The organism is Pseudocitrobacter sp. CD920760 (assembly GCF_057782505.1).
Genome location: NZ_CM173490.1, coordinates 3,780,477 through 3,801,429 on the forward strand (window position 1 = coordinate 3,780,477; position 20,953 = coordinate 3,801,429).

At 53.6% G+C, this 20,953-nt stretch carries 21 protein-coding genes; 10 read left to right on the forward strand and 11 right to left on the reverse strand.

Features of this window, described 5'->3' with window-relative positions; genetic code table 11:
* Positions 1-26: 26 nt before the first annotated feature.
* Positions 27-953, reverse strand: coding sequence for a LysR family transcriptional regulator (locus AC1MKH_RS17735; RefSeq protein WP_276219553.1), 927 nt, complete (start codon positions 951-953; stop codon positions 27-29).
* Positions 954-1,042: 89 nt separating this feature from the next.
* Between AC1MKH_RS17735 and AC1MKH_RS17740 the strand changes: the two genes are divergently transcribed.
* Positions 1,043-2,050, forward strand: coding sequence for a bile acid:sodium symporter family protein (locus tag AC1MKH_RS17740; protein WP_276219552.1), 1,008 nt, complete (start codon positions 1,043-1,045; stop codon positions 2,048-2,050).
* Here AC1MKH_RS17740 and AC1MKH_RS17745 read toward each other — a convergent pair.
* The 3 genes from AC1MKH_RS17745 to zipA all read right to left on the reverse strand — a co-directional run bounded on the left by AC1MKH_RS17745 (position 2,047) and on the right by zipA (position 5,374).
* On the reverse strand, positions 2,047-2,259 hold the full coding sequence (locus tag AC1MKH_RS17745) for a DUF3820 family protein (protein WP_015963519.1): 213 nt from the start codon (positions 2,257-2,259) through the stop codon (positions 2,047-2,049). The genes AC1MKH_RS17740 and AC1MKH_RS17745 overlap by 4 nt on opposite strands.
* Position 2,260: 1 nt before the next feature.
* Positions 2,261-4,276 (reverse strand): NAD-dependent DNA ligase LigA, encoded by a 2,016-nt coding sequence (gene ligA, locus AC1MKH_RS17750; RefSeq protein WP_276219548.1) that lies wholly within the window; start codon positions 4,274-4,276, stop codon positions 2,261-2,263.
* Between the two features lie 72 nt (positions 4,277-4,348).
* Positions 4,349-5,374: a cell division protein ZipA gene (gene zipA / locus AC1MKH_RS17755; RefSeq protein ID WP_276219546.1), complete on the reverse strand. Its 1,026-nt coding sequence runs from the start codon at positions 5,372-5,374 to the stop codon at positions 4,349-4,351.
* Between the two features lie 230 nt (positions 5,375-5,604).
* Here zipA and cysZ point away from each other — a divergent pair, with 230 nt between their 5' ends.
* The 6 genes from cysZ to AC1MKH_RS17785 all read left to right on the forward strand — a co-directional run bounded on the left by cysZ (position 5,605) and on the right by AC1MKH_RS17785 (position 12,120).
* Positions 5,605-6,366 carry a sulfate transporter CysZ gene (gene cysZ / locus AC1MKH_RS17760; RefSeq protein WP_327621837.1) on the forward strand — a complete coding sequence of 254 codons (762 nt, stop codon included), beginning with the start codon at positions 5,605-5,607 and terminating at the stop codon, positions 6,364-6,366.
* Between the two features lie 167 nt (positions 6,367-6,533).
* On the forward strand, positions 6,534-7,505 hold the full coding sequence (gene cysK / locus AC1MKH_RS17765; protein ID WP_015963515.1) for a cysteine synthase A: 972 nt from the start codon (positions 6,534-6,536) through the stop codon (positions 7,503-7,505).
* 380 nt (positions 7,506-7,885) lie between these two features.
* Positions 7,886-8,143 carry a phosphocarrier protein Hpr gene (ptsH, locus tag AC1MKH_RS17770; RefSeq protein WP_002913505.1) on the forward strand — a complete coding sequence of 86 codons (258 nt, stop codon included), beginning with the start codon at positions 7,886-7,888 and terminating at the stop codon, positions 8,141-8,143.
* A 44-nt stretch (positions 8,144-8,187) separates the two neighbouring features.
* Entirely contained in the window at positions 8,188-9,915 is a 1,728-nt protein-coding gene (gene ptsI / locus AC1MKH_RS17775) for a phosphoenolpyruvate-protein phosphotransferase PtsI (RefSeq protein ID WP_276219534.1), read from the forward strand.
* Positions 9,916-9,953: 38 nt separating this feature from the next.
* Positions 9,954-10,463 (forward strand): PTS glucose transporter subunit IIA, encoded by a 510-nt coding sequence (crr, locus tag AC1MKH_RS17780; RefSeq protein ID WP_008803873.1) that lies wholly within the window; start codon positions 9,954-9,956, stop codon positions 10,461-10,463.
* A gap of 109 nt (positions 10,464-10,572) precedes the next feature.
* Positions 10,573-12,120, forward strand: coding sequence for an EAL domain-containing protein (locus AC1MKH_RS17785; RefSeq protein ID WP_276219531.1), 1,548 nt, complete (start codon positions 10,573-10,575; stop codon positions 12,118-12,120).
* Between the two features lie 16 nt (positions 12,121-12,136).
* Here AC1MKH_RS17785 and pdxK read toward each other — a convergent pair whose 3' ends face one another.
* Positions 12,137-12,991, reverse strand: a complete 855-nt coding sequence (gene pdxK, locus AC1MKH_RS17790; protein ID WP_276219530.1) for a pyridoxine/pyridoxal/pyridoxamine kinase — start codon at positions 12,989-12,991, stop codon at positions 12,137-12,139.
* 248 nt (positions 12,992-13,239) lie between these two features.
* On the opposite strand from pdxK, the gene AC1MKH_RS17795 reads away from it, so the two are divergent.
* From AC1MKH_RS17795 to AC1MKH_RS17805, 3 genes are all read left to right on the forward strand, one after another.
* Complete coding sequence (locus AC1MKH_RS17795) at positions 13,240-13,647, forward strand: YybH family protein (RefSeq protein ID WP_276219528.1); 408 nt, start codon at positions 13,240-13,242, stop codon at positions 13,645-13,647.
* 112 nt (positions 13,648-13,759) lie between these two features.
* Positions 13,760-14,134: a YfeK family protein gene (locus AC1MKH_RS17800; RefSeq protein WP_276219526.1), complete on the forward strand. Its 375-nt coding sequence runs from the start codon at positions 13,760-13,762 to the stop codon at positions 14,132-14,134.
* Between the two features lie 33 nt (positions 14,135-14,167).
* Positions 14,168-14,902, forward strand: coding sequence for a WGR domain-containing protein (locus AC1MKH_RS17805; RefSeq protein WP_276219524.1), 735 nt, complete (start codon positions 14,168-14,170; stop codon positions 14,900-14,902).
* A gap of 188 nt (positions 14,903-15,090) precedes the next feature.
* Here the strand turns inward: AC1MKH_RS17805 and cysM are convergent, their stop codons facing one another.
* The 6 genes from cysM to ucpA all read right to left on the reverse strand — a co-directional run bounded on the left by cysM (position 15,091) and on the right by ucpA (position 20,880).
* Positions 15,091-16,002, reverse strand: coding sequence for a cysteine synthase B (gene cysM / locus AC1MKH_RS17810; RefSeq protein WP_276219522.1), 912 nt, complete (start codon positions 16,000-16,002; stop codon positions 15,091-15,093).
* A 119-nt stretch (positions 16,003-16,121) separates the two neighbouring features.
* A complete protein-coding gene (gene cysA, locus AC1MKH_RS17815; RefSeq protein ID WP_276219520.1) occupies positions 16,122-17,216 on the reverse strand; it encodes a sulfate/thiosulfate ABC transporter ATP-binding protein CysA in 1,095 nt (364 codons plus the stop codon).
* The gene (gene cysW, locus AC1MKH_RS17820; RefSeq protein WP_000852686.1) at positions 17,206-18,081 is read right to left on the reverse strand and encodes a sulfate/thiosulfate ABC transporter permease CysW; all 876 of its coding nucleotides are present in this window, start codon (positions 18,079-18,081) and stop codon (positions 17,206-17,208) included. Before cysW ends, cysA begins: the two co-directional genes overlap by 11 nt.
* On the reverse strand, positions 18,081-18,914 hold the full coding sequence (cysT, locus tag AC1MKH_RS17825; RefSeq protein WP_000458420.1) for a sulfate/thiosulfate ABC transporter permease CysT: 834 nt from the start codon (positions 18,912-18,914) through the stop codon (positions 18,081-18,083). Before cysT ends, cysW begins: the two co-directional genes overlap by 1 nt.
* Entirely contained in the window at positions 18,914-19,930 is a 1,017-nt protein-coding gene (gene cysP, locus AC1MKH_RS17830) for a thiosulfate/sulfate ABC transporter substrate-binding protein CysP (protein ID WP_108473456.1), read from the reverse strand. The genes cysT and cysP overlap by 1 nt, the downstream gene beginning before the upstream one ends.
* A gap of 158 nt (positions 19,931-20,088) precedes the next feature.
* Entirely contained in the window at positions 20,089-20,880 is a 792-nt protein-coding gene (ucpA, locus tag AC1MKH_RS17835; protein WP_015963504.1) for an SDR family oxidoreductase UcpA, read from the reverse strand.
* Positions 20,881-20,953: the final 73 nt, after the last annotated feature.

The following is a 20,953-nucleotide window of genomic DNA, read 5'->3' on the forward strand; positions in this document are numbered from 1 at the left end:
GGCGCGTCCGGCAGAAATTATGCGCTCTAAATCCGATACAACGGATTACCTTCGCGCCCCGCCATTAAGGCACAGCCTTCATCACGCACCACGTCCCATAATGCTTCCGCGGCAGTTGAAAGCGACCGGTTTTTCCTGCGAGCCAGCATCAGCTGGCGTTCCACCACCGGCGTGATACGCTTCACCACCAGCGGGCTGCCCTCGGGTAACGGCAGCGCCAGCGCCGGAAGAATGCTGATGCCAATACCAGCAGCCACCATCGGGAACAGCGTCGCCGGGTGGCCAATCTCCTGCACGATATCCGCCTGAATACCGTTGCGCGCCAGCGCGGCATCAATCAACGGCCGGCTGCCTGAAGCGTAATCCTGTAACACCAGTTTTGCCCCCTGTAGCGCCTGCCAGGGCACATAATCATGGGCTGCCAGCGGATGCTCGCGATGACAAAGCAGGAAAAACGGCTCGGAAAGAATCGCTTCACACTGCAGATCGCCCACTGCACCTGGATCGATGACGATGCCAAAATCCACATCGCCCTGACGAATGCTCTCCATTACCCACTGCTGGGGACGATCGTGCAGGACAAACTGAATATCCGGATAGCGGCGATGGCTTTCGGCAATGCATTGCGGAATAAGATGCGCGGAAATGGTCTGGCTGGCAGCAACGCGGACTTTGCCACTCAGCTGTTGTCCCATACGCCCGGCGTCGCGCAGGGTGCTGTTCAGTTCATCCAGCAGTCGCTCCAGACGCAAAGCCAGCTGTTGCCCCGCCTCAGTGAGCACCACTTCGCGCGTCGTTCTGTCCAGCAAACGAACGCCGGTATGCTGCTCCAGCTCCTTCACGCTGTGACTCACCGCCGACTGGCTCAGGCCGATACGCTCTCCCGCACGGCTGAAACTTTTCTCCTGCGCCACCGTGACGAAAACCTTTAATTGCTTTAGCGAGTAATTCATCTATTTTCTTCATGAATGGATGCAATAAATCAATTTTATTTCTCAAAATGAAAGAAGCACAATAGCGCCATCGATTTTCAGGAGTCTTTATGAAACTTTTTCGTATTCTTGATCCGTTTACGCTGACCCTCATTACCGTGGTCCTGCTGGCCTCTTTCTTCCCGGCTCGCGGTGAGTTTGTGCCTTTTTTTGAACATCTGACCACCGCCGCGATTGCGCTACTGTTCTTTATGCACGGTGCAAAATTGTCTCGCGAAGCGATTATTGCTGGGGGCAGCCACTGGCGATTGCATCTGTGGGTGATGTGTAGCACCTTTATTCTCTTCCCGGTGCTGGGAGTGCTGCTGGTGTGGTGGTCGCCGGTGGCGGTGGACCCGGCGTTGTATACCGGTTTTCTCTATCTGTGTATTCTGCCGGCAACCGTACAGTCAGCCATCGCATTTACATCGCTTGCGGGCGGGAACGTTGCGGCAGCGGTCTGTTCTGCGTCAGCCTCCAGCCTGCTGGGGATTTTCCTCTCGCCGTTGCTGGTCGGCCTGCTGATGAACATGCACGGCGCGGAAGGCAGCTTTGAGCAGGTCGGCAAAATCATGCTGCAACTGCTGTTGCCATTCGTGCTTGGGCATCTTTCTCGCCCGTGGACCGGCGCATTTGTCGCGAAGCATAAAAAGTGGATTGGCAAAACCGACCAGACCTCCATTCTGTTAGTGGTTTACTCGGCGTTCAGCGAAGCGGTGGTGAACGGTATCTGGCACAAAGTGGGGCTGGGTTCGCTGCTGTTTATCGTGGTAGTGAGCATTATCTTGCTGGCGATTGTGATTGCCGTGAACGTACTGGTCGCACGTAAAGCAGGCTTTAATAAAGCGGATGAAATCACGATTGTTTTCTGCGGCTCGAAGAAAAGCCTGGCGAACGGGATACCGATGGCGAACATCCTGTTCCCGACATCGGTTATCGGCATGATGGTACTGCCGCTGATGATATTCCATCAAATCCAGTTGATGGTGTGCGCGGTACTGGCGCGTCGCTACAAACAGCAGGCAGAAAAATTGCAGGCCGAAGAGCAGGCCCGCGCGGCCAGGACATCCGACGCTTAACGCTTCAGGGGCTGCACCAGCTGGGTCAGCCCCTCGGTTTTGATCAGCAGCGTTAAGGCCATCAGCTCGCCCAGATGCCCGGCAGGAAATTGATCCTTACGGGCAAACCAGAGCAGATACTCTTCCGGGACGTCAATCAACCGACGTCCCTTATATTTACCAAACGGCATTTCCGTATTGGCGATTTCAATGAGCTGCGCCTTATCCATATCAGGCGCCTAACAGCCGTAGCATCTCGGCTTCATCAATCACCTCAATCCCCAGCTCCTGCGCTTTCGCAAGCTTAGAACCCGCAGCCTCTCCGGCGATGACCAGGTCGGTTTTCTTCGACACGCTTCCCGCAACTTTTGCGCCAAGTTCCACCAAACGCGCCTTTGCATCATCGCGCGACATCTGGCTCAGGCTGCCGGTCAGAACAACCGTTTTCCCGGCAAACGGGCTGTCGATGTCTTCAGCATTGATAGCCACCGCCGCAGGCCAGTTCACGCCCTCTTTCAGTAACTGCTGAATGACGTCGCGATTGCTCTCTTCAGCAAAGAAGTTGAAGACATGCGTGGCAACCACAATGCCGACATCCGGCACTTTTTGCAGCTCTTCAATCGATGCGGCTTCCAGCGCCTCAAGGGTGCCGAAATAGCCCGCCAGGCCAGCTGCCGTGGCTTCACCCACTTCGCGGATACCGAGTGCGTAGAGGAAGCGTGCAAAGGTGGTGTTTTTCGCTTTTTCCAGCGCGTTGACCACATTTTGCGCCGATTTCGGCCCCATGCGATCGAGCCCGGTCAGCTTGCCTGCGGTTAACGTGAACAGATCGGCAGGCGTATGGACGTACTCTTTTTCCACCAACTGGTCGATGATTTTATCGCCCATGCCGTCAACATCCAGCGCGCGGCGGGAGACAAAGTGCTTCAGCGACTCTTTACGCTGCGCCCCGCAAATCAGGCCGCCAGTACAGCGCGCCACCGCTTCGCCTTCCACACGCTCGACGTCAGACTGACAAACCGGGCAATGGGTCGGGAAAACAATTTCCTGCGTCTCTTCCGGGCGCTCAGAGAGCACCACATTCACCACCTGCGGGATAACATCCCCGGCGCGGCGAATCACCACTTTATCGCCAATACGTAACCCAAGACGTTCGATTTCATCGGCATTATGCAGCGTGGCATTGCTCACCAGCACGCCCGCGACCTGCACCGGTTCAAGGCGTGCAACCGGGGTGATTGCCCCGGTACGACCCACCTGGAATTCTACGTCGCGCACAAAGGTCATTTGTTCCTGCGCCGGGAATTTAAAAGCCACGGCCCAGCGTGGGGCACGCGCGACAAAGCCCAGTTGTTCCTGCAATGCCAGCGAGTCGACTTTAATCACCACGCCATCGATATCAAAACCGAGCGTTGGGCGGTCTTCTTCAACCTTGTGATAGTAAGCGAGCACTTCCTCCGGGGAGTTGCAGCGTTTTACGCGATCGCTCACCGGTAAACCCCAGGCTTTAAACTGTTGCAGACGCCCCATATGGCTGGCGGGCAGTTCGCCGCCCTCCAGAATACCAACGCCGTAGCAGAAGAAAGTAAGTGGTCGCTTCGCCGTAATACGTGGGTCAAGCTGACGCAGCGAACCCGCTGCCGCATTACGCGGGTTGGCAAATAATTTGCCGCCGGTACGTCGCGCGTCATCATTGATTTTTTCAAATCCCGCCTGCGGCAGGAACACTTCGCCACGCACTTCGAGGCGCGCCGGGATATTGTCTCCGCGCAGTTTTAACGGGATCGCGCGAATGGTGCGCACGTTAGCGGTGATATCTTCCCCGGTGGTACCGTCGCCGCGCGTCGCCGCCTGCACCATGACGCCGTTTTCATAAAGAATACTCACCGCCAGGCCATCCAGCTTCAGCTCACAGCAATAGACCAGCGCGTCGCTGCTTTTCAGTCGATCCTGCACGCGCTTGTTAAAGGCAAGGAAGCTCTCTTCATCAAACACGTTATCCAGCGACAGCATAGGCACTTCGTGACGCACCTGGCTGAACGCGGCCAGCGGCGATGCGCCCACGCGTTGCGTCGGCGAATCTGGCGTAATCAGTTCGGGATGTTGCGCCTCAAGCTCGCGCAGTTCGCGCATCAGGCGATCGTACTCGGCGTCCGGCAGTTCCGGCGCATCCATAACGTGGTAGAGATATTCATGATGGCGAAGCGTGGTTCGCAGTTCATTCAGTTGTTGTTCGATCGGTTCCATATCACACCATCAATGATAAAAAACCCCCGACAGGCGGGGGTTCAGGGAGAGTTGATAAAACGCCAGCCGTTATCAGGCGTTCGATTCCAGCACGTCGCGAATGCGGTCCTGGTATTCGCGCAGTTTCTGCGGCGTCATCATCCGACGTTGATCGTCCAGCACCACACCGCCCACTTCATCGGCAATGTACTGTGCCGATTGCAACATCAGCTTGAAGTTTTGCAGTGCATCGCCGTAAGCCGGTACCTGCATAAAGATAGTGATGCCTGGCGTCGCCATATCAGCCATATTTTCAGGGTCGAAGGTGCCGGGTTTAAGCATATTCGCCAGGCTGAAAAGCGCAGGGCCGCTGCCGTCAGGGCTTAAGTGGCGATGGAAAATATTCATATCGCCAAATTTGAACCCGGCCTGCTGAATACTGTTCAGCAGCAGCTCGCCGTTGATTTCGGTGCCCTGGTGTGCGGAGACGTTCATTACGATGACCGTCTCTTTACGCTCAGGCTTCGCAGGCGCTTCTTCAACCGGCTTAGGCTCTGGCTGCTGTACAGCGGCTGGCGCAGGTTGCGCGGCCTGAGGTTCTGGCGCGGCAGGCTGTGGCGGAGCAACCGGTTGAGGCTGCGGCGCGGCGGGCTGCACCGGCTGAGGTGCGGCAACAGGCTGCGGCTGCGAATGAGGTTGTGGCTGATGAACCGGCTGTGGCTGCGCATGCGGCGGCTGGACAGACGGTTGCTGCACGCGCGGCTGTTGAGGCTGCGGTGCGGATGGCCGGGCAGGCTCCTCGTGGCGCACAGGCTGTTGTACCTGACGCTCATAAGGGGGCTGGTACTGGTGCGAAGGCGCCTGATGAGGTGCGTCATGCTCCCCTGCTACGCCCGGGGCGTGATTGACCTTGTGGACACGAACTTCGCCCACGCCTTCATCACTATCATCGAAGCCATCATCAGACTCGTCGTCTTCACGAGACTTCATGCGTTTTAGTGGGCGATCGCGGAACATTGACGAGCGCTCTTTACGGCTGGTCCAGAAACCATGAACCAGAAGAGCGAGTATGGCGATCGCGCCAACAATGATTAATATCAGACGCAAATCCTGCATCATTATATTCTCTGTTGTTCTAACACCTTGCCACCACGGCAAACATTTACTCCCTAAGAGTATTTGCCCAACACGTCAAGTGCAAGTGCGCGCATGACATTCCCCGCAGAAAGATAACCTAAATCGTGCTTTTTGCTGTTTTTTCGAACATTTCCTAACTGGTCATTCCCTGACAACCCGATAATATACGCAGGTAATTTCGTAGCTGTCAGACACAGGAGCATTTGCTGACCATGGTTTCATCATCCACCCCTTCCCCGCGCAGCGGTCTCTACTATTTCTCGCAGGGCTGGAAACTGATCGGGTTACCCGGCATTCGCCGGTTCGTTATTTTACCGTTGCTGGTCAACATTGTACTGATGGGAGGCGCGTTCTGGTGGCTATTCAGTAAGCTCGGCGAGTGGATCCCCTCGCTGATGGGGCGAATCCCTGACTGGCTGCAATGGCTGAGCTACCTGCTATGGCCGGTGGCGGTGATTTCGATTTTGCTGGTGTTCGGCTACTTCTTCTCGACCATCGCGAACTGGATTGCCGCGCCGTTTAATGGCCTGCTGGCGGAACAGCTGGAAGCGCGTCTGACCGGCGCGACGCCGCCAGATACTGGCGTGCTGGGCGTAGTAAAGGATGTGCCGCGCATAATGAAGCGTGAGTGGCAAAAGCTGGCGTGGTATCTGCCGCGCGCGCTGGTGCTGTTGGTGCTCTATTTCATCCCCGGCATCGGGCAGACCGTCGCGCCGGTATTATGGTTCCTGTTCAGCGCATGGATGCTGGCGATTCAGTACTGCGATTATCCGTTCGACAACCATAAAGTGCCGTTTAAAACGATGCGCGCGTCTCTGCGCGAGCGCAAAGTGCTGAACATGCAGTTCGGCGCGCTGGCGAGTCTGTTCACTATGATCCCGGTGTTAAACCTGGTCATCATCCCGGTCGCCATCTGCGGCGCAACGGCGATGTGGGTCGATTGTTATCGCGATAAACACGCAATGTGGAAGTAACCGTTTCAGGCGCTCGCACCCGTGAGCGCCGTTATGCTTTCCTTATTCCATCCTGGCAGCCATTATTTCCCTTCTGAATATAGATATGCTAATTACTTACTTCCGCAGAATCTTTAAGCAGGTATGCTGGGGCAGTACCCCAAATTTCATACAGTTAAGGACAGGCCATGAGTAAGATTTTTGAAGATAACTCGCTGACTATCGGTCACACGCCGCTGGTTCGACTGAACCGCATCGGTAACGGACGCATTCTGGCGAAGGTAGAATCACGCAACCCAAGCTTCAGCGTTAAGTGCCGTATCGGTGCCAACATGATTTGGGATGCAGAAAAACGTGGCGTGCTGAAACCGGGCGTAGAACTGGTTGAACCGACCAGCGGTAACACCGGTATCGCGCTGGCCTATGTCGCCGCCGCACGTGGCTACAAACTGACGCTGACCATGCCGGAAACCATGAGTATTGAACGTCGCAAGCTACTCAAAGCGCTGGGTGCAAACCTTGTGCTGACGGAAGGCGCGAAAGGCATGAAGGGCGCGATTCAAAAAGCAGAAGAAATTGTCGCCAGCGATCCGGAAAAATTCCTGCTGCTGCAGCAATTCAGCAACCCGGCGAACCCGGAAATTCACGAAAAGACCACTGGCCCGGAAATCTGGGAAGACACCGATGGTCAGGTTGACGTATTTATCGCCGGTGTTGGTACTGGCGGTACGTTGACCGGCGTGTCGCGTTACATTAAAGGCACAAAAGGCAAAACCGACTTGATTTCCGTCGCGGTTGAACCGACCGACTCCCCGGTCATTGCTCAGGCGTTGGCGGGTGAAGAGATCAAACCGGGCCCGCACAAAATTCAGGGTATCGGCGCCGGTTTCATCCCTGGCAACCTCGACTTGAAACTGGTTGATAAAGTTGTTGCTATCACCAATGAAGAAGCCATTTCCACCGCACGTCGTCTGATGGAAGAAGAAGGTATTCTGGCAGGCATCTCTTCCGGCGCAGCCGTTGCGGCAGCGTTGAAACTTCAGGAAGATGAAACCTTTACCAATAAGAATATTGTGGTTATCCTACCGTCATCGGGTGAGCGTTATCTGAGCACTGCATTGTTTGCCGATCTCTTCACAGAGAAGGAACTGCAACAGTAGTGCCAGCATGTTAAATGCGCGTAAAAAAGCACCCTTTTGGGTGCTTTTTTGTGGCACGCATCAAACTTTTACCCCCCCTGCCATTGCTTCACCGCATCAGGTCTGGTATTTAACATTCAGATTTATTTTGATGCGCGAAATTATTCATTTCCGGATTTGCACAAGCTGAATCGATTTTATGATTTGGTTCAAATCTCGCTTTCGCGGCATAATGTTTAATGTTAAGCGAAGCGCCGAAGGCCAGAAGCGCACGAATCGGAAACGGTTGTACCGATTCCGGCGCTCAGAATCGTGACATCGCTGATTACTACAGGCTAAAGTCAGGCCGCCAGGCTAGACTTTAGTTCCACAACACTAAACCTATAAGTTGGGGAAATATAATGTTCCAGCAAGAAGTTACCATTACCGCTCCGAACGGTCTGCATACCCGCCCTGCTGCTCAGTTTGTTAAAGAAGCGAAAGGCTTCACTTCTGAGATCACTGTGACCTCCAACGGCAAAAGCGCCAGCGCCAAAAGCCTGTTCAAACTGCAGACTCTGGGCCTGACTCAGGGCACCGTTGTGACCCTGTCCGCTGAAGGTGAAGACGAACAAAAAGCAGTTGAGCATCTCGTTAAGCTGATGGCTGAACTCGAGTAAGTTCCAGAGTTCTTTTTCATATCAGTCACAAGTAAGGTAGGGTTATGATTTCAGGCATTTTAGCATCCCCGGGTATCGCTTTCGGTAAAGCACTGCTGCTGAAAGAAGATGAGATTGTCATCGACCGGAAAAAAATTTCTGCCGATAAGGTTGATCAGGAAGTTGAGCGTTTTCTGGCTGGTCGCGCCAAGGCGTCGGCACAGTTAGAAGCCATCAAGACTAAAGCTGGCGAAACTTTCGGTGAAGAAAAAGAAGCTATCTTCGAAGGGCACATCATGCTGCTCGAAGATGAAGAGCTGGAGCAGGAAATCATAGCCCTGGTTAAAGATAAGCACATGACTGCTGACGCAGCGGCTCATGAGGTTATCGAAGGTCAGGCGACTGCCCTGGAAGAACTGGATGATGAATATCTGAAAGAGCGTGCGGCTGACGTACGTGACATCGGTAAGCGCCTGCTGCGCAACATCCTGGGTCTGGCAATTATCGACCTGAGCGCAATTCAGGACGAAGTTATCCTGGTTGCTGCTGACCTGACCCCGTCCGAAACCGCACAGCTGAATCTGAACAAGGTGCTGGGCTTTATCACTGACGTCGGTGGCCGTACTTCTCACACATCTATCATGGCGCGTTCTCTGGAACTGCCTGCGATTGTGGGTACCGGTAGCGTCACCTCTCAGGTGAAAAACGACGACTATCTGATTCTGGATGCCGTAAACAACCAGGTTTACGTCAACCCGACCAACGAAGAGATCGAAAAACTGCGCGCCGTTCAGGAGCAGGTTGCTTCTGAAAAAGCTGAACTGGCAAAACTGAAAGATCTGCCGGCTATCACCCTTGATGGTCACCAGGTTGAAGTTTGCGCCAACATCGGTACCGTGCGTGACGTCGAAGGCGCTGAGCGCAATGGCGCAGAAGGCGTTGGTCTCTATCGTACTGAATTCCTGTTCATGGACCGTGACGCGCTGCCAACTGAAGAAGAACAGTTCGCTGCGTACAAAGCCGTTGCTGAAGCGTGTGGCTCTCAGGCGGTTATCGTCCGTACCATGGACATCGGTGGCGACAAAGAGCTGCCGTACATGAACTTCCCGAAAGAAGAGAACCCGTTCCTGGGCTGGCGTGCCGTGCGTATCGCAATGGATCGTAAAGAGATCCTGCGTGACCAGGTTCGCGCCATCCTGCGTGCGTCCGCTTTCGGTAAACTGCGCATCATGTTCCCGATGATCATCTCTGTTGAAGAAGTACGCGCCCTGCGCAAAGAGATCGAAATCTACAAACAGGAACTGCGCGACGAAGGTAAAGCATTTGATGAGTCCATCGAGATTGGCGTAATGGTGGAAACACCGGCTGCGGCAACGATTGCTCGTCATTTAGCCAAAGAAGTTGATTTCTTTAGTATCGGTACCAATGATTTAACCCAGTACACTCTGGCAGTTGACCGTGGTAATGATATGATTTCACATCTTTACCAACCAATGTCACCGTCCGTCCTTACGCTGATCAAGCAGGTTATTGATGCTTCTCATGCTGAAGGTAAATGGACTGGCATGTGTGGTGAGCTTGCAGGCGACGAACGTGCTACACTTCTGTTGCTGGGTATGGGTCTGGACGAATTCTCAATGAGCGCCATTTCTATCCCACGCATTAAGAAGATCATTCGTAACACGAACTTCGAAGATGCGAAGGTATTAGCAGAGCAAGCTCTTGCTCAACCGACAACGGACGAGTTAATGGCGCTGGTTAACAAGTTCATTGAAGAAAAAACAATCTGCTAATCCACGAGTTCGGCCCAATTACTGCTTAGGAGAAGATCATGGGTTTGTTCGACAAATTGAAATCTCTGGTTTCTGACGACAAAAAAGACACCGGTACTATTGAGATTATTGCACCGCTCTCTGGCGAGATCGTTAACATTGAAGACGTGCCGGATGTAGTTTTTGCTGAAAAAATCGTTGGCGACGGTATTGCCATCAAACCAACTGGCAACAAAATGGTTGCGCCGGTTGATGGGACTATCGGCAAGATTTTTGAAACCAACCATGCCTTCTCTATCGAATCCGATAGCGGCATCGAGCTGTTCGTTCACTTCGGTATCGACACCGTTGAACTGAAAGGCGAAGGTTTCAAACGTATCGCTGAAGAAGGCCAACGTGTGAAAGTCGGCGACCCGGTTATCGAATTCGATCTGCCGCTGCTGGAAGAGAAAGCCAAGTCTACCCTGACTCCGGTTGTTATCTCCAACATGGACGAGATCAAAGAGCTGATCAAACTGTCCGGTAGCGTAACTGTGGGTGAAACCCCGGTTATTCGCATCAAGAAGTAATTCTTGCTGAACTGAAAAAGGCGCCGAAAGGCGCCTTTTTTGTCTCTGTTATCCCTTTACTGGCTCGCTGACGTATACTTCCAGTTCATCAGACAAAAATGGATGGCAGATGAAAGCGGTCGGCACAAAACTCAGAACGTTCACCACCCTTTTCTGCGTGCTGATAATCCTCGTGGGTGGCGCAGTGTTAACCTGGTTTCAGGTGATTGGCGCGGAGCTTGAGCAGACCGCCCTGGTGGCGAAAAAGACCGTGCAAAAAATCGATACGCTGCTGAATGCCTCCCGACAGGCCGCCACAAAAGCGCATCCTCTGCTTTCACAACCCTGCACCGCCCAAACGCGTACCGAACTTGAGCGGTTGGTGGTTTCTGTTCCGCATATCCGCATCATCAATCTTTATAAAGATAAGACCCTGTTCTGCTCTTCCTATAATGATGCCAACGCTATCAATATGAATTATGCGGCACATATCGCGCAGGAACTGACCATCATTGATGATAAGACCATCTCGCCTGGTGATAAGGTGATTGTGCTGCAAACGGCATATCCGGAAGGGATGATTACCTCAAGCTTCAGTGGCCAGTGGCTGACCGAGGTACTGGAACTGTTGAGCAATCAGCGACCGCTGACGTTACATATTGGCGATACGGTAATGCGGCAAAACGCAAAAACGGTTCCGGACGATAACGCCAGGCATGTCATTGTGCAGTCAGATAAATTCCCCTATTCCGTCGACTATCCGGCCTGGAAGACGGTTCCCGTTTCGTTGTATCTGCAACAGGGCTGGCTGTCGTTACTGCTGACGCTGTGCCTGGCGCTGATCGTCGGGGTGGTGCTGTGGCGACATATTCTTCATCGCCCTACGCTGTATGAAAATCTTGAGCGTGCCATCGCTGAAGGGGAAATCGTCCCATGGTATCAACCGGTCATCCACAGTGGCTCAGGGAAATTCTACGGCGTGGAAGTGCTTGCGCGCTGGGTGACGCCTTCTGGCGAAATTATCTCGCCCGATAGTTTTATTCCGCTTGCTGAAGAGAGCGGGCTTATTGTGCCGTTGACACGCAAATTAATGGCGCTGGCCGGTGATGAACTGCCTTCCCTGCTTGAGACACGGCCCCTGCCTTTCCACGTGAGTTTTAATTTCACCGCATCACATATTCAGACGCCCAACTTTATCGACGAGTGTCGTGCATTTCTGAAACGCTTCCCGGAAAACAGTATTCGCCTCACCGCAGAAATCACCGAGCGTGAACCGTTTGAGAAGGTGAATGAGCTAAAAGAAACGCTCATATTTCTCGAAAGCCGCAGCGTGACCATCGCGCTGGATGATTTTGGTACCGGTTATTCCAATCTGAATTTACTCACCGGGTTGCCGGTCGGTCTGATTAAAATCGATAAGCTGTTTGTGAACGGGATTTCCAGCGCTACGGATTCCACCAAACTGATTGATTGTGTTATCGATATGGCAAAATCGCTGGGGATGAAAATTATCGTTGAAGGCGTGGAAACGGAATATCAGGTAGCATATCTGACGCATAAACAGGTCGATTACTTTCAGGGTTACTACTTCTCAAAACCCCTTCCCGTAAGCGAACTGGCTACCGTGGTAAAACAAACGTATCGCATTCCGCAGCTTGAAGAGATTTCCCACGCCTGACGACGTGGGAAACGTTTTACAGCGGGGGGAGCATCAGCTCATGACACTCGTGCTCGTGAGTCCAGGTCATGACCTGCAACACGCGATTGGCCGCGCGTTCCGCCGCATCGCCAAGCGATGCGCCTTCCAGCAGACGGCTCACCAACTCAGCACAGAACAGGTCGCCGGTGCCTTTCAGATCAGTGACAATTCTCGGATGCTCGATGACGCGAATATCCTCTGCCGTCACCGCCACCACCGAGATAGCCTCAGGATTTTTCGACGGCGCACTGGTGATAATCACCCATTTTAAGGTATCTGAAAGCAGACTGCGCGCAGCCAGAATCGCCTCTTCCAGGGTATGACACGGCATATCGCTCAACATCTGCAACTCGAACAGATTCGGCGTAATGCCCTGCGCCTGCGGCAATAAATGCTGGCGATACGCGAGAGGAATCTCCGCCTTCACATACATCCCGCTGTCGATGTCGCCGATAACCGGGTCGACCAACACAAAAATATCAGGGTGTGTTTGACGAATCGTCGCCAGCCAATCGGCCAGCAGAGCAATCTGTTCCGCGCTACCCATATAGCCGGTGGTTACCGCTTTTAGGGTTTGCAGCGCATTACGTTCTTCCAGCGCCAGCAAATACCCCCGGAACCATTCAGCCGGGATCACCCCGCCATAGAACGTGTCGTAATGCGGCGTATTGCTGAACAAAACCGTCGGCACCGCCATGACCTGCCAGCCGTGCTGTTTGATGGCCGGCACCGCAATACTGTTGCCCACGCTGCCATAAATAACCTGAGACTGCACGGCAACGATATCCGCCTGCAATGCCTGGCGCGTGTCGCTAAACAGCACCGATTGTATGTCGTCTTGCTGGTCCATTATTTCTCCTCCCGCTGGACGGCGGGTCATGCGCTATCCACTCTTGGTTCTATGTTATGCCAGTCAGCGACAAAGGTCGATCACCCGCACGGGTTTTCATGCAGATAACTGAAAATTCAAAAATGAAGAAACCATCACAAATTCAATGAGAAACCAGACAATTTAACCACGGTTTCTCACAGCCCACATATACTGAATATCACTACGATTAATACGGTGAACCACGCCAACCCACGAGGCCCATCGCGATGACCCAGGTACAGACCCAAATCAAGGCCGTTATCGAAGCCTGTGACCAGGCCATTTCGCAGGAAGATTACGACACACTGATGAACTACTACGCCGAGGACGCTACGCTTGTGGTGAAGCCGGAGATGATTGTGAAAGGCAAAGTGAATATTCATAAAGCGTTTATCGCCATCGCCGACTTCTTCCAGCATCGCCTGGTTGTCACGCAGGGAAAGATGGAGATTATTGAAGGCGGCGACACGGCGCTGGTGATTATGGAAACCCGGCTGGATATTCCAACGGAAGACGGCGGCAGCACTCAGGTCACCAGGCGGGCAACCTATGTGTTTGCCCACCGCGATGAGCGCTGGCTTTGTACCATCGACAATTCCTACGGGACGGATTTACTGAACAGTAAAACCGCCTGAGACCTCATTTTCGGAATTTATTGCCCCATTAATCGCTCGCAAAGCTAAATTGCGCCGCGCTTTCGCGAGCACACTAGCGCCAGATTTGTCACTCACATGGAACGTTACATCGATGAAAAAAATTCTCTGCGCGCTGGTCGCTCTGCTGCTTACGCTTCCTGCGTGGGCCAAACTCAACGCCCATGAAGAAGCCCGCATCAATGCAATGCTTGAAGCGCTGTCGCAGCAAAAAGAGTTGGTCTTTGTGCGCAATGGCGATGAGCATACCTGCGACGAAGCGGTGTCTCATCTGAAGTTGAAGCTCGGCAACACGCGCAACCGCATTGATACCGCCGAGCAGTTTATTGATAAGGTGGCCTCGTCGTCATCGATTACCGGGAAACCGTATATCGTGAAGATTCCCGGTAAAATCGATGAGAACGCACAGCCTTACCTGCATGCGCTGATTGCGCAGACGGATAAAACAGTGCCTGCGGAAGGGAATTAATACGCTTTGGCAAGCACCGTTACAGGAGGTAACATGAAACAATGCTTTGTTTATAATGATGAAAAATCGAATAAATTCTGGTGGATAGATTACGAAGGAGACAGTTTAGCTGTCAACTATGGCAAGGTAGGTAGTATTGGTAAATTCCAGACAAAAGAGTTCGATAATGAAGAACAGTGTCTGAAAGAAGCCAGTAAATTGATTGCCGCAAAAAAGAAGAAAGGCTACCTCGAAGATCCAAACTTTAACTTCATGGATCGCTACTATTTTGATGATGAAGAAATAGGGTTGCATGTTAAAACGTCACACCCAAACTTCCAGTACCATTTTACTGATCCACTTTATATGTGTTGCTGGGATGAAGAATCTCCTTTTGGCAGCGATGAAGGTGCTGATGCTCTAAACGATCTTGAAAATAGCCTCCGTAAAAAGCCGGATCTGGACTGTGCTGATTTCCCTCAAATGTTAATTGAAACTATGTGGGGTATGAAGTACATCGCTATGGAAAGTATTCTTGAAGAGGATGTTCGTGCGCAATTATTAGCCGATGAAATGAACACCATCCAGAGCAATATGATTACCTACGCGACTGCATTCGGTCAGATTAAAGTCATGGGTAAAATCTCCCATAAACTCAAAAAGATGGGACTCAATGCGCTAGCGCGTCACCAGCTTACCGCAAAAATTCTTCAATGGGGTGACGGTCAGGACTCACCCATACTTCAGAAAATGATTGACGATCTGACCGCTTTTCCACACGACAATTAAATACTCTATTTGCCGGCAGCAACAACTGTTGGCAAAGTGCACTCTGTTTATGCCGGATGCGGCGTAAACGCCTTATCCGGCCTACAAAATCGTGCTAATTCAATCTATTGCATAAATCTCGTAGGCCTGATAAGCGTAGCGCATCAGGCAGTTTTACGTTTGTCATCAGTCTCAAATGCTATTAATCCTTAAATCCCTAAGCCCTGGCTAAAGTGCTCTTCCCCAAACACCCCGGTAGAAAGGTAGCGATCGCCGCGATCGCAGATGATCGCCACCACTACCGCGCCGGGGTTGGCTTTTGCCACGCGAATTGCGCCAGCGACCGCACCGCCGGAGCTCACGCCGCAGAAAATCCCTTCCCGTACCGCCAGTTCGCGCATGGTGTTTTCCGCATCGCGCTGGTGAATATCCACCACCTCATCCACTAATGAGGCATTGAAAATCCCCGGCATATACTCTGCCGGCCAGCGGCGAATGCCCGGAATACTACTGCCTTCTTCCGGCTGCAGGCCAACAATCGTCACCGGTTTGGATTGTTCGCGCATAAAGCGCGACACGCCGGTGATAGTGCCGGTTGTTCCCATGCTGGAGACAAAATGGGTAATGCGCCCGCCGGTTTGCTGCCAGATTTCCGGCCCTGTGGTGGTGTAATGCGCATAAGGGTTATCGGGATTATTGAACTGATCGAGCAGCTTGCCTTCACCGCGATTCGCCATTTCGAGCGCCAAATCGCGTGCACCTTCCATGCCCTGCTCTTTGGTGACCAGAATCAGTTCCGCACCGTAGGCACGCATCGCTGCACGGCGTTCCTGGCTCATGTTGTCGGGCATCAGCAATTTCATGCGATAGCCTTTCAGCGCGGCGATCATTGCCAGCGCAATGCCGGTGTTACCACTGGTGGCTTCAATCAGGACATCGCCCGGTTTGATTTCTCCGCGCTTTTCCGCCTCGACAATCATCGATAGCGCGGCACGATCTTTTACCGAACCTGCCGGGTTATTGCCTTCCAGCTTCACCCACACTTCACTGCCGTTATCCGGCCCCAGACGTTGTAATTTGACCAGCGGCGTATTGCCGATGGTTTGTTCTAATGTGTTCACGTTTTCTGCCCAAGAAAAAGCCGGGTGGCGCTTCGCTTACCCGGCCTACAAAACCACGACATACGCTGTAGGCCCGGTAAGCGAAGCGCCACCGGGCGATAAACCTGCAAATTAACCTATCAGGCCGTTTCCGCCAGAGCAAGCGTCTCATGAGACTCAACACGCTCGTCGCCGTTATACAGTCGCGCATGTTGCAGCCCGACGAACAAACGATCGCCGCGCACTGGCGCGTCATCCCCGCGCATCACCACGGTCAGCGGGTCTTCATACCACCCCAGCGGCTGCACAACTAATTGGGTGTAGTGGCCTTTCGGGCTGGCTTCCAGCACCTGGACCGGCAGTGGCGATTCAAGGCTGGTGCGGCGGCTGATATCCACTTCCCACGGGCGCAGGAAGAGATCCACCGGCCCCTGATACGCAGGCGTGTAGCCCAGCGGCCAGCGATGTGCGCCAACGTGGAACTGCCCACCGCGAATGGTGCCACGCAGGCGGTTCACTTCGCCCATAAACTCGAGCACAAAACGGGTCGCCGGTTCGCGCCAGACCTGATCCGGTTCATCGGCCTGTTCGATATTGCCCTGGCTCATCACCACCACGCGGTTGGCGACTTCCATCGCTTCTTCCTGGTCGTGGGTAACGAACACGCTGGTGAATTTCAGTTCTTCATGCAGTTGACGCAGCCAGCGACGCAGCTCTTTACGCACCTGCGCATCCAGCGCGCCAAACGGTTCATCGAGCAGCAGAATTTGCGGTTCCACAGCCAGCGCACGCGCCAGTGCCACACGCTGTTTCTGCCCGCCGGAAAGCTGCGCCGGATAACGATCCGCCAGATGGGCAAGCTGGACCATCTCCAGCAATTTTGTCACTTTCGCTTTGATCGCCGCCGCATTCGGGCGCTCGCGACGCGGTAGCACCGTCAGGCCAAAAGCGATATTGTCGAATACCGTCATATGGCGAAACAACGCGTAATGCTGGAACACGAAACCGACTTTACGGTCGCGCGCGTGCAGGCGGCTGACGTCGGTGCCGTGGAAGCGAATATGCCCGCTGGTTTGATGCTCCAGCCCGGCAATAATGCGCAGCAGCGTGGTTTTTCCGGAACCGGACGGCCCCAGCAACGCGACCATCTGACCAGAAGGAATATCCAGTGAGATATCGTTCAGCACCTGGGTGCGACCAAAAGACTTCTTAATATTGGCAATCTCAATGCTCATGATGTTCCTCCTGCTGCGCGCGTTTTTCCTGATTTTCCAGGCGCCACTGCAACATACTCTTTAAAAACAGGGTGATAATCGCCATCAGCGTCAACAACGCGGCGGCGGTAAAGGAGCCGACGGTGTTGTAGTCCTGCTCCAGCAATTCAATCTGTAACGGCAGCGACAGGGTTTCGCCGCGAATCGAGCCGGAAACCACCGATACCGCGCCAAACTCGCCAATCGCGCGGGCGTTGGTCAGCACCACGCCGTAAAGCAGCGCCCAGCGAATATTCGGTAATGTGACGCGACGGAACATCTGCCAGCCGGACGCGCCAAGCAAAATCGCCGCTTCGTCCTCCTGGCTGCCCTGGCTTAACATCACCGGCACCAGCTCGCGCACTACAAACGGGCAGGTGACAAAAATCGTCACCAGCACCATTCCCGGCCAGGAGAACATAATTTGCAGATTATGCTCGTCGAGCCAACCGCCCAGCGGGCCGTTGGAGCCGTAGAACAGCAGATAGACCAGACCGGCAACCACCGGTGACACGGCAAACGGAATGTCCAGCAGCGTCAGCAGCAACTGGCGTCCCGGGAAGTTAAAGCGCGTCACCAGCCAGGCCAGCAGAATGCCGAACACCAGGTTTACCGGTACGGCAATCAGCGCAATCATCACCGTTAGCCAGATGGCGTGCAGCATGTCCGGGTCGGCCAGATTCTGTAAAACCGGCATCAACCCTTTGCTGAACGCCTGCACGAAGATGTAAATCATCGGCACCAGCAGGATGAACGCCGAAACCAGCATCCCGATGCCAATCAGAAACCATTTGCCCCAGTTAATCGGGCGCGCGTCATAACGCTTCAACTGTGTCACTTCCGCCATTAATGACCTACCACACGCCGACCAAAGCGACTTTGCAGAGTGTTAATTGAGAACAGCAGCAGCAGGGATGCCGCGAGGATCACCGAGGCAATCGCGCTCGCTGCCGGGTAATCAAACTCCTGTAAGCGAACAAAAATCATCAGCGACGTCACTTCTGTTTTCCAGGCGATGTTCCCGGCGATAAATATCACCGCGCCAAACTCACCAAGACTACGGGTAAACGACAGCGCCACGCCCGCCACCAGCGCCGGAGAAAGTTCCGGCAGCACCACTTTGCAGAAACTCTGCCAGCGCGTTGCGCCAAGCGTTTCTGCCGCTTCTTCATATTCCGGGCCTAACTCTTCCAGCACCGGCTGCACGGTACGCACCACAAACGGAATGCTGGTAAAGGCCATCGCCACCGCAATCCCGAGCCAGGTGTAGGTGACTTTGATATCAAACTTCGCCAGCCATTCACCGTAAAAACCGTTCACGGAAAAGAGCGAGGCCAGCGTCAAACCGGCCACTGCCGTTGGCAGCGCAAAGGGTAAATCCATCAGCGCATCAAGCAGCGTGCGGCCAGGGAAGCGATAACGGGTTAAAATCCACGCCATCAGCAGGCCGAAAACACCGTTAAAAATCGACGCGACAAACGCCGACAGCAGCGTCACTTTATAGGCCGCGACCACCTGCGGATTGGTGATCACCTCCCAGTACTGCGCCCAGCTCATCTCAGAAAGCTGCATCACCAGCGCGGAGAGCGGCAGTAGCAATATCAGGCACACAAACAGCAGACTGGTGCCGAGGCTCAGGGTAAAGCCCGGCAACACGCGTCGTGAAGAAACTGCAAACATTACTTACGCCCCGCCGCTAACAGCTTGTCTAACTCGCCGCCGCTGGTGAAGTGGGTTTTCATCACTTCCGGCCAGGAGCCAAATTTGTCTTCCACGCGGAACAATTCGGTCTGCGGGAATTTATCTTTCAGTTTGTCCATGACTTCCGGGTTATTCACGCGGTAGTAATAGTCGGTGATGATGGTTTGCGCCTGCGGGCTGTAGAGCCAGTTCAGGTAGGCTTTGGCGGCTTTTTCCGTACCGTTGGCCTGCACGTTCTTATCGACCCACGCCACCGGGAATTCCGCCAGAATGTTGGTTTTCGGAATCACCACTTCAAATCCCTGCGCTTCATACTGTTTACGGATGTTGTTCACTTCCGATTCGAAGCTGATCAGCACATCGCCCAGGCCGCGCTCGGCAAAAGTGGTGGTCGCGCCACGACCGCCGGTATCGAACACTTCAACGTTTTTCAGGAACTGGGTCATAAACTGTTCGGTTTTGGCTTTATCGCCACCGTCAGCTTTATCCGCTGCGCCCCACGCGGCTAAATAGGTGTAACGCGCGTTACCGGAGGTTTTCGGGTTCGGGAAAATCAGCTTCACGTCGGAGCGCACCAGGTCGTTCCAGTCGTGGATATTCTTCGGGTTGCCCTTACGCACCAGGAAACCCATGGTGGAGTAGAACGGTGAGCTATTATTCGGCAGGCGCGACTGCCAGTCCGCCGGGATCAGCTTGCCTTTGTCATGCAGGATTTGTACGTCGGTCACCTGGTTATAAGTTACAACGTCTGCTTTTAAGCCCTGCAAAATCGCCAGCGCCTGTTTTGATGACCCGGCATGAGATTGTTTTATCGTCAGTTTGTCGCCGCCGTTATCTTTGGCCCATTGTTGCTCAAACGGCGGATTCAGGGCTGCAAACAGCTCGCGAGAGACGTCATAAGAACTGTTCAGCAACTCAGTTGCCTGCGCCTGTGCGACCAGCAACATGGAAGCTGCCAGCGTCAGGTATCCTTTTTTCAGTAAGTTAACGGCCATTGCGCACCCTTGTCGTGTGATGATTCTCTAAGCATCAGTGTATTTATAACGGGTGTGAAAGGAGTAACGGTTTTATATACCGTTTGGTGATTTGGAAGTTTAAAAGGGAATAAGGCTTTTAGCCTCTCCACAGGATGTGAAGAGGCGAGTAGTCAGAGTCAGATACCGACGCTGACGCTTTCCGGCAGCGTACTGCCGCCGTCGATGACATTCTGCGTACCGGTCAGGTAGCTCGACTCATCAGAGGCGAGGAATGCCGCCAGTTCGCCGACTTCCAGCGGGTTCGCCAGACGACGCAGCGGAATGGCTTTCGCCATCTCCGTCAGCACCGATTCCGGGTCTTCCGGGTTCGACTGACGCGCGATGCTTTCCGCCATTGGCGTGCGTACATAGCCCGGGCAAATGGCATTCACGCGAATACCCGACTGCGCGTATTCCACCGCCAACGATTTGGTTAAGCCAATGATCGCCGCTTTCGACATCGCGTAAGCCGTTTCACCAGGGTCAGCGACCATATCACCGGTGACCGATGACATCATCACGATACGCCCATCACCGCGCGCCACCATATCCGGCAATACGGCTCGCGTGACGTTCCAGACGCCTTTGATATTCACATCAATGTGGAAATCACGATCTTCTTCGCTCATTTCGAGGAAGCTGCCTAAGCGGCAGACACCCGCGTTATTAACCAGAATATCGATTTTATTTTCCCGCTCTTTAGCCTGCGCAATGGCCGCCTGAACAGCAGCGAAGTCGCGCACGTCGGCCTTAACGACCGTACAGCGATAGCCACGTCCGGCCAGATCGTAGGCCAGTTTTTCAAGCTCATCGGAAATATCCAGCAGGATCAGGTTCGCGCCATGGCGGGCAAAGGTTCTGGCGATGCCTTCGCCGATACCCTGATACGCGCCCGTAATCAATGCTGTTTTGCCCGTGAGTTTACCCATTTCAATGTTCTCCCTTTTGAAGATAGAGCCTTACACTCCATTAACAATGAAAATACATTAAAAACAAATGAAT

Bases quoted from the DNA above. Each gene is read 5' to 3' on its own strand.
- AC1MKH_RS17735 (WP_276219553.1), bottom strand. From the start codon at position 953: ATGAATTACTCGCTAAAGCAATTAAAGGTTTTCGTCACGGTGGCGCAG.
- AC1MKH_RS17740 (WP_276219552.1), top strand. From the start codon at position 1,043: ATGAAACTTTTTCGTATTCTTGATCCGTTTACGCTGACCCTCATTACC.
- AC1MKH_RS17745 (WP_015963519.1), bottom strand. From the start codon at position 2,259: ATGGATAAGGCGCAGCTCATTGAAATCGCCAATACGGAAATGCCGTTT.
- ligA (WP_276219548.1), bottom strand. From the start codon at position 4,276: ATGGAACCGATCGAACAACAACTGAATGAACTGCGAACCACGCTTCGC.
- zipA (WP_276219546.1), bottom strand. From the start codon at position 5,374: ATGATGCAGGATTTGCGTCTGATATTAATCATTGTTGGCGCGATCGCC.
- cysZ (WP_327621837.1), top strand. From the start codon at position 5,605: ATGGTTTCATCATCCACCCCTTCCCCGCGCAGCGGTCTCTACTATTTC.
- cysK (WP_015963515.1), top strand. From the start codon at position 6,534: ATGAGTAAGATTTTTGAAGATAACTCGCTGACTATCGGTCACACGCCG.
- ptsH (WP_002913505.1), top strand. From the start codon at position 7,886: ATGTTCCAGCAAGAAGTTACCATTACCGCTCCGAACGGTCTGCATACC.
- ptsI (WP_276219534.1), top strand. From the start codon at position 8,188: ATGATTTCAGGCATTTTAGCATCCCCGGGTATCGCTTTCGGTAAAGCA.
- crr (WP_008803873.1), top strand. From the start codon at position 9,954: ATGGGTTTGTTCGACAAATTGAAATCTCTGGTTTCTGACGACAAAAAA.
- AC1MKH_RS17785 (WP_276219531.1), top strand. From the start codon at position 10,573: ATGAAAGCGGTCGGCACAAAACTCAGAACGTTCACCACCCTTTTCTGC.
- pdxK (WP_276219530.1), bottom strand. From the start codon at position 12,991: ATGGACCAGCAAGACGACATACAATCGGTGCTGTTTAGCGACACGCGC.
- AC1MKH_RS17795 (WP_276219528.1), top strand. From the start codon at position 13,240: ATGACCCAGGTACAGACCCAAATCAAGGCCGTTATCGAAGCCTGTGAC.
- AC1MKH_RS17800 (WP_276219526.1), top strand. From the start codon at position 13,760: ATGAAAAAAATTCTCTGCGCGCTGGTCGCTCTGCTGCTTACGCTTCCT.
- AC1MKH_RS17805 (WP_276219524.1), top strand. From the start codon at position 14,168: ATGAAACAATGCTTTGTTTATAATGATGAAAAATCGAATAAATTCTGG.
- cysA (WP_276219520.1), bottom strand. From the start codon at position 17,216: ATGAGCATTGAGATTGCCAATATTAAGAAGTCTTTTGGTCGCACCCAG.
- cysW (WP_000852686.1), bottom strand. From the start codon at position 18,081: ATGGCGGAAGTGACACAGTTGAAGCGTTATGACGCGCGCCCGATTAAC.
- cysT (WP_000458420.1), bottom strand. From the start codon at position 18,914: ATGTTTGCAGTTTCTTCACGACGCGTGTTGCCGGGCTTTACCCTGAGC.
- cysP (WP_108473456.1), bottom strand. From the start codon at position 19,930: ATGGCCGTTAACTTACTGAAAAAAGGATACCTGACGCTGGCAGCTTCC.
- ucpA (WP_015963504.1), bottom strand. From the start codon at position 20,880: ATGGGTAAACTCACGGGCAAAACAGCATTGATTACGGGCGCGTATCAG.